This window comes from Clostridium sp. SM-530-WT-3G, from assembly GCF_012843905.1.
Classification (GTDB): Bacteria; Bacillota; Clostridia; order Clostridiales; family Clostridiaceae; genus Clostridium.
In genome coordinates this window covers 1-3,344 of sequence record NZ_JABAGC010000078.1, presented here as the reverse complement: position 1 = coordinate 3,344, position 3,344 = coordinate 1, and the positions used below count along the sequence as shown (strand labels likewise).

Annotated in this window: 1 protein-coding gene and 5 tRNA genes; all 6 read right to left on the bottom strand. The window is 29.8% G+C overall.

The features are described 5' to 3' along the window. Window positions 1–392 precede the first annotated feature (392 nt). Window positions 393–2,426: a M13 family metallopeptidase gene (locus HF850_RS15245; protein WP_169106265.1), complete on the bottom strand. Its 2,034-nt coding sequence runs from the start codon at window positions 2,424–2,426 to the stop codon at window positions 393–395. Window positions 2,427–2,707: 281 nt separating this feature from the next. Then, window positions 2,708–2,783, bottom strand: a tRNA-Lys gene (locus tag HF850_RS15240). Between the two features lie 9 nt (window positions 2,784–2,792). Further along, window positions 2,793–2,867 (bottom strand) — tRNA-Gln (locus HF850_RS15235). 3 nt (window positions 2,868–2,870) lie between these two features. Then, a tRNA-His gene (locus HF850_RS15230) sits at window positions 2,871–2,946 on the bottom strand. Window positions 2,947–2,954: 8 nt separating this feature from the next. Continuing rightward, window positions 2,955–3,031, bottom strand: a tRNA-Arg gene (locus tag HF850_RS15225). A 239-nt stretch (window positions 3,032–3,270) separates the two neighbouring features. Continuing rightward, window positions 3,271–3,344, bottom strand: a tRNA-Gly gene (locus HF850_RS15220).

The window sequence follows — 3,344 nt, the reverse complement described above, 5'->3', positions numbered from 1 at the left end:
GGATCAAACTCTCAATAAAAAGTTTAATCTTAGCTTACTCAAAATAAAGAATTGCTGGTTTACTTAAATGTATTTATCTTATTCTGTTCAATTTTCAAAGATCTTGTCGCACTCAAGCGACTCATTTATCTTACCACTGCTTTGTTTTCCTGTCAACACTTTTTTTCAAAACTTTTTTTCAAGTTTGTTGTGTTTACTTCGTTCCCCTCGCAGCGACAAGGATTATTCTATCATAACATAATTCTTGCACGTATATATTATCCACATTAAAACATATTTATTCTTATTATTCTCTATTTTTTTTTTATTTTCTTACTTTTTTACATATAGATACACTTGGATAGGTTTAAAGGCTTTAACATCCTTTAAACCTACATTTTCTCCAATTTTTATCACCAGATTATCAATCTATCTTCTGGATTTATATACATTTTATCTCCTTTTTTCACATCATAAGTTTCATAAAATTCTTCAAATTGCGATAATACGCCATTCACTCTAACCTTTTTAGGTGAATGTGGATCATTTTTTAAAAGAAAATCCTTCAATTCTTTTGTTGAAATCTCTCTCCAAATTGTAGCGTAATTTTCAAAAAGCTCTTTTAAATTAGAATCATCGCATTTTTTAGCTATATCTAAAACGCATGCAACTCCCCCTAAATCACTTATATTTTCTCCAACTGTTAAAAAGCCATTTACATACTTACCTTCATCAACTTCAATATTAGAATAATAATTTATAACCTTCTGACTTCTATTAATGAATTCTTCATAATCTTTTGGTGTCCACCAATTTTCAAGCATACCTTCTTTATTAAATTTTGCACCAGTATTATCAAATGCATGAGTTAGCTCATGCCCTATAACAGCACCTATTCCACCTAAATTTTTCTCTTTGCTATAATATTGACTATAAAATGGTTCCTGCAATATTGCTGCTGGAAATACTATTTCATTATTTAAAGGACTATAATAAGCATTCACAGTAAAAGCTGCCATATTCCATTCACTTTTATCTACAGGATTATTTAATTTTGAAAACTGCTTGTTGCATTGATCCACATATATATTTATTATATTTTCTACTAATGACCCTCCCTCTTCATAACTTCTTATATTAACACTACTATAATCTTTCCATTCATTTGGATATCCTACTTTTACATTTATGTTATTAAGTTTACTTATAGCTTGTTCTTTGGTTTTTTCACTCATCCATTCATTTTTTTCTAATCTGTCATCAAAATTTTCTACAATCTCACAAACAAGATTTTCAACATCTTCCTTACTTTCTTTATTAAAATATCTATTTATATATAATCTGCTCACAATTCCATTCAATTGGCTACTTGCAAATTTAATCCCACTACATTCATCTAATTCTGGAATATCTCCACCATATAGTATTTTTTTCATACCAGAACCCGCTTCTCTAAATTTCATAGTCAGAATATTATCAGTATTCATTAATATAGTTGTCTTCAAGAAATTTTTAAGTTGCCCTATATTATCATTACACATCAAGCTGTTTATCTTATTAATATTATTTGGATTATCTACTACTATCTTATTAGCATTTTCTACATTGAATTTACATAATAAATTTGTAAATTCCACATTAGGTGCTTCATTTTCTAATTTATCTAATGTATATACGTTATAAGATTTCTCTATTCTATTCTTATCCTTTGCTTCTTCTTCATAAGTAGGAATATCTTCTGCTATTTTGCATTCAAACTCAAAAAAATCTTTTGCATTATCTTTAGCAATTTTTTTATCTTCCCCAGAAAGAAAATGAAGTCTTTCTATATAATTTATATATGCATTTTTAATTTTTTGACTATCTTTTGAGTTATCTTTATAATACAAGGAATTTCCTAAACCCAGGCAGCTTGGGCCTATATATAAAATATTCATTTTACTATTTTTACAATCTGCCCCTACACCAAAATTAATCAATGTCTGAAAATATGAAAAATCCTGTTGTCCTATTACTTCTCTAAAATCCTCAATGTTTTCAATATTATCAACTCTACATAAATAACTATCTATAGGCTCTATTCCTCTTCTGTTTCTCTCTTTCTTATTCATAAAATTTTCATATAGATTTAAAAATTTTAATTCATCACTGTTTTCTGCATAACATTCTCTATTGTCTTTTATATCTAATATTATATTTAATATATCTCCATTTACTTTTCCACACAGTTCTTCAAAAGCTCCATAAGAAACACATCCTTCTTCGAGTTTCACACTGTCAAACCATTCTTTATTTACAGCTCCATAAAAATCATCCTGAATACGTATTTGCCTGCACTCACTTGTAGTTTTAGTCACTCCATATACTGCTGTATTTTGTACAAATTGAAATGAGCATAAAATTGCAGCAATAAAACTCATAAATGTTTTCTTCCATACTTTTTTCATAAAACTGCTCCTTTACAAATTATTTAATTTATATTAGAAACATATTAAATTGAATAATTACATAAATCTTTCTAACGTTATTGATTTCATAATATAAATTCTCATAGTTATTATTAAGATAATCTTTGCAAATAATACAGATATAATGAAATTTAATAAAAAAACTCCTAGCAGTATTAAAATTTTAAAGTACTGCTAGGAGTTTTTAATATCATATATATTTTTCTAAAACCAAAATCCCCAGTTCATTATCTCTAACGAATTGGGGATCTCCAAATATTTGGTGGCTCACCCGGGAATCGAACCCGGGACACCATGATTAAAAGTCATGTGCTCTACCGACTGAGCTAGTGAACCATGTTTAAATGGCTGGGATGGCAGGATTCGAACCTACGCATAACGGAGTCAAAGTCCGTTGCCTTACCGCTTGGCGACATCCCAAAATGGGGTGAACGATGGGACTCGAACCCACGACAACCAGTGCCACAAACTGGCGCTCTACCAACTGAACTACGTTCACCATAAAAGTGGTGCGTTTTAAGGGATTCGAACCCCTGGCCCACGCCTTAGAAGGGCGTTGCTCTATCCAGCTGAGCTAAAAACGCATATTGCATTTTGTTCCTGCAACGTTGATTATTGTATCGTATATTTAAAACAATGTCAACACATATTTTAAATTTTTTTTAATTTTTTATTTAATTCTACTATTTATGACATTTAGATCTACACATTTACTCGCCTAAAGGCCTTTTTAATTATTATGCCGAATAATTTCTAATTCAGTGTTCTTATTTTTTATTTTTTTGTATAAACAAAAAAAACAACTGATAATATCAGTTGTTAATGGAGCAGGTAGTGGGAATCGAACCCACCTTGCCAGCTTGGAAGGCTGGAGTATTACCGATATACGATACCTGC